The sequence below is a fragment of the Longimicrobium sp. genome (assembly GCF_036280135.1).
Lineage (GTDB): Bacteria > Gemmatimonadota > Gemmatimonadetes > Longimicrobiales > Longimicrobiaceae > Longimicrobium.
Window position 1 is genome coordinate 1 of the sequence record NZ_DASURI010000824.1, and the last position, 3,910, is coordinate 3,910.

General features: G+C 68.1%; 3 protein-coding genes and 1 riboswitch. Of the genes, 2 read left to right on the plus strand and 1 reads right to left on the minus strand.

The window, feature by feature from the left end:
- Window positions 1-384 precede the first annotated feature (384 nt).
- Window positions 385-459: riboswitch (cyclic di-GMP riboswitch) on the plus strand.
- A 121-nt stretch (window positions 460-580) separates the two neighbouring features.
- A complete protein-coding gene (locus tag VFZ20_RS26660) occupies window positions 581-1,252 on the plus strand; it encodes a sigma-70 family RNA polymerase sigma factor (protein ID WP_329687005.1) in 672 nt (223 codons plus the stop codon).
- A 213-nt stretch (window positions 1,253-1,465) separates the two neighbouring features.
- Window positions 1,466-3,304 (plus strand): hypothetical protein, encoded by a 1,839-nt coding sequence (locus VFZ20_RS26665; protein ID WP_329687006.1) that lies wholly within the window; start codon window positions 1,466-1,468, stop codon window positions 3,302-3,304.
- Between the two features lie 62 nt (window positions 3,305-3,366).
- Here VFZ20_RS26665 and VFZ20_RS26670 read toward each other — a convergent pair whose 3' ends face one another.
- Window positions 3,367-3,726, minus strand: coding sequence for a hypothetical protein (locus VFZ20_RS26670; protein WP_329687007.1), 360 nt, complete (start codon window positions 3,724-3,726; stop codon window positions 3,367-3,369).
- Window positions 3,727-3,910 lie beyond the last annotated feature (184 nt).

The following is a 3,910-nucleotide window of genomic DNA, read 5'->3' on the forward strand; positions in this document are numbered from 1 at the left end:
AAAATGAGCCGCATTCATTCGTCTTTACGGCATCTGCGGGGGGATCTTCGCTTCGCTGCCCCGAGTTGCCTGCGAGGGGCGGTACCAGAGTGGCAGGGACCTTTCCGGGGCAGCGCGGTGTCAGTAACGAACCTTCTAAAACGTTTGCTTCTTGTCAGCCGGAATTATCGCCACGTGACACAATAAAAAACTCTTTCCTCGCCGCCGGGGTAACACCCACTAGGGACGTCCCGGACACCTCCTGCTCCCCGGGCGACACAGCCACACAGCCAGCCGCAAGAGAGGACCGCACCTCGTAATCCACACATCCCAGCCCGGCAGCGCGGGAGATGGAACGATCCCGTCTGCTCCAGTCCAAAACCACGTTCCCAGTTCGGTTGCCCCACTCCTGAAGAGCACCCCGGTCGCGAGGCCGGTCCGCAAACCTAGGGGTCTCCCCGAGACAGCCCGGGTGCCGAAGAGTGGCGAAGCTGGCGCAGCGAGGGCGCCAGCTACACCCTCCGATCAAGGAGCAAGTCCAGTGGCCACAGACCCGACACGCGAAGGAGGATCGCGTGACGGCGGCCCCCTGCAGGCCGCCATGACAGACGCAGGACCGGCGACGGCGGTGCAGAGCGCATCCCATCGGCCGAAGCTTCCGCCCCCGCCGAAGCTCGCCCCGCTGCCGGAGAGTGACGAGGAGCTGTTCACGCTTTACGTGGAAACCGACTCGGACCGCGCGTTGCGCGAGATCGTGAACCGGTATCAGCCGAAGATCCTGCGCTACTTCCTGCGCAACCCCGCGACGCGTTCTCGGGCGGAGGATCTGACGCAGGAGGTGTTCATCAGGATCATCCGGAACCGGGCCTCGTACGACCGGCAGCAGAAGTTCTCCACCTGGAGCAAGACCATCACCGAGCGGATCGCCATCAATGCCGCTCGGGGGGTGCAGCGAAGCCGGGTCACCACCTTCTCGGACATGGCGGTGGACCCTGAGATCGAGCCAGGATGGATGATGGACCCGGTGGACGGCGACCCGCTCCCCGACGAGCTCGCCGAGCAACGCGAGACCCGCGCAATCATCGATGAGGTGCTGCTGCAGGTGGAAGAGCGCTACCGCGAGCCGGCGAAGCTGCACTTCCTGGAAGGGCTCACGCACACGGAGGCCGCGCGGCGGCTGGGGATCCCGGTCGGCACCGCGAAGAGCCGCACGCACCACGCGGTGGAGGATCTGCGCCTTCTCCTCCGCGAGCGAGGTCTCGCGGCGGCCTGAGATGAAGCGCATGGGGGAGGCCGGGGATCGACTCGGGAGCGCCGGTCCACGGAGAAGGTGGGGTTGCAACGCCACGGAGAAGGCGGGGGGTTGCGACCCCACGGAGAAGATGTGGTGGGTGGGCCGGTGTGGAGATCCGCACCGTGTATCCGCGCGGCGGGGACGGGAGTCCTCGCCGCGCTTCGGCGTTCTTCGTGACAGGCAGAGACCACGATGAAGAAAGGACTTTCAACGGCGTTCCTCGCAGCCGGACTGCTCTTCGCCGGCGTGCTTTCCTGCGACAAGAACCCGGCTGGCGGAGAGAGCAAGCCGCCGGAGCGCACGCCCGCCATCACCTCTGCGCAGCTGGTGTCCGGCGGCGAAGGGGTGCTGGTCGGAGCCGCGCTGGATCTCCTTCCAGCCAGCATTACGGTAGACGGGCAGAACGTGGTGCCGACGGCACGGACGGCTGAAGAGATCCGCTTCCGCATGCCGCCCGGCCGATCGTGCGAAACAGACGGCCGGCTGGTGACGATCCGCGCCGGAAACCTCACCCATTCCGCCCCGCTCACGGTTCCCTCCGTGTTGCGGATGGAGGTGGGCGAGAGCCGGGTGCTGTCGCGCGAGCAACTCGCTTCTGCCTGCATCCAGCTCCCGGCTGGCGAGCAGAGCTTCGTGATGTCGGTCCTGAATCCCTCGCTCGCCGACACACGCGGTGCGGTGCCTATGTTCACCGTACGGACCTGGACGGCCGCGGGCGGCACGCCCACCATGTTCACCATTGGGTCTGCCACCCGCGCGCCGGCACCGCGCGAGCCGAGGCGCGCTGTGTACGACGTCACGCCGGGGAGCGACTTCTACTCGGAGAATCCGGAGCCCTTCGATCCCGCCTACGCGACCGCGATGCCCGGCGACACCGTCCGCTGGGTGGACTACGACAGCCCTGAGTGGTATGGCAACGGCAACATCTGCCGCGCGCTGAAGTCCAGCGTGCCCACGTTCGGCGCGGTGGTGCTGGCCGTGTCCAGCAGCGGCCGCACGGTCATCGCCGTCGACGAGAGAACCAGGTACTGGGCCGAGTGGACCAGCGACGCGAGCAGGGCGCGGCTGGCGCGCCTTGCCGAGATCGCGGAGCGGTGGACGCTCCCCGCGATCCGCGAGGTCTTCGGCGCGGACTACCAGCCGGTCCGCGGCGGAGGAGGCCGGACGTGGCACGTCTTCCGTACCGGGATCGCGCGCCACACCGTCGACCTCGCCGGGATGCCGCAGTCGATGTGTCGCTGGTTCTCGGAGGTGGCGAACAGCTTGGGGCCGGATGTGCCATTGATGTACGATGCGCAGGTGCCGGTGGTGGCGGGATACCTCATCCATGAATACGGCCATCACGCGGAGGACGTGTTCGCGGTGCGGCGCTGGGGCAACGTCTTTGGCCGGGGCCCCTCCGGGTGGGACGACGTTTTTGAGGCTTGGGCGCAAACCGTTCAGGAAACCGCGACGCGCTTGGCGTCCAACCAGCCGACCGGCGCGCGCCATGAACTAGCGGATGGTCCGGATATTCCCAGCACGGATTTCTACCACACTGGTTACGGCGAGCGGCCCGACCAGAGCCCTTGGGCCTGGGAGCGTGGACCCTACGAGCAGGGCACGCGGCTGCTCATGTACCTGCGCGAGCAGTGGGGCGACGCCGCTCTCGGCAGCGCACGCGAGCGGTTCTATTCCCGTGTCATGGGGCTGGAGAGCTACGACTTCCCGTCCATGGCCGGGTTGGTCGGCCTGGATCCCGTCACGGCGCTGGACCGGTGGAGCCTGGCCGAGGCGACAGACGACCTCATCGACCCGGCGGCGGTAGCCGCACGCGAGCTCCCGCAGCTGCGGACGTGGGTACCGGATGACCCCGGGCCACTCCGCCGCGTTTCGAGGACGGCAGACGGCCTCCACGCCCTTGGCGTCGCCAGCGGGAGCTACGCGGCCCTGTACTTCCTCTTCGAAGCCGTGCCCGGACCCGGAGTCTCGCTCACGTTCAGCGACTTCGGCACGGCGCCGTTCATCGCGCGGATCACACGGCTTCGCTGACCGCAACCGCCCTCAAAGGAGGGTCCCGGCGCCCGCGCCGGGACCCGTTTTCTGTTGTCCCGCTACGGCACGGCGCTGCCCCCGGCCGGCCGCCGTGCCTGAACAAATCCCTTTTCAGGCGGGGCCGGAATGAGACGCGCGCGTGCCACCCGGTCCGGGTGTCGCCGCGACCACTCGGCCAGCCAGCGGTCGAACTCCCGGAGGACTGAATCGGCGGATGCGCCGTCCCGGTCCACCGCGGCGACGTAGCCGCGCACCTTTTCGTTCACCACCGGATCGGAGATCAGGTTGCGGGCGTACAGGAGATCCCCGACGCGAGCCGTCGCCGCGGCCGCGTCGAACGGGGGTTCTTCCCCGGCGCACGCCGCGAGCACGAGCACGCTGAAGCCGGCCCCGAGTCTTCTCATCGTCTGCATGGCCACCCTCGTTCGTTCAGATGGGCGGTTCCACATCGTCGCAGAACCGTCCTCCTTCGCCGTCGATCACCCGCGACGCGGACCCCACCCGCCCCATGTCGTCCCTGACGCGGTACGTCAGCGTGAGCCGTTCACACCGCCCGGGGCTGACCTCGACGATCTCCTCGCGGCTCGTCCACTCGTTCCCGCC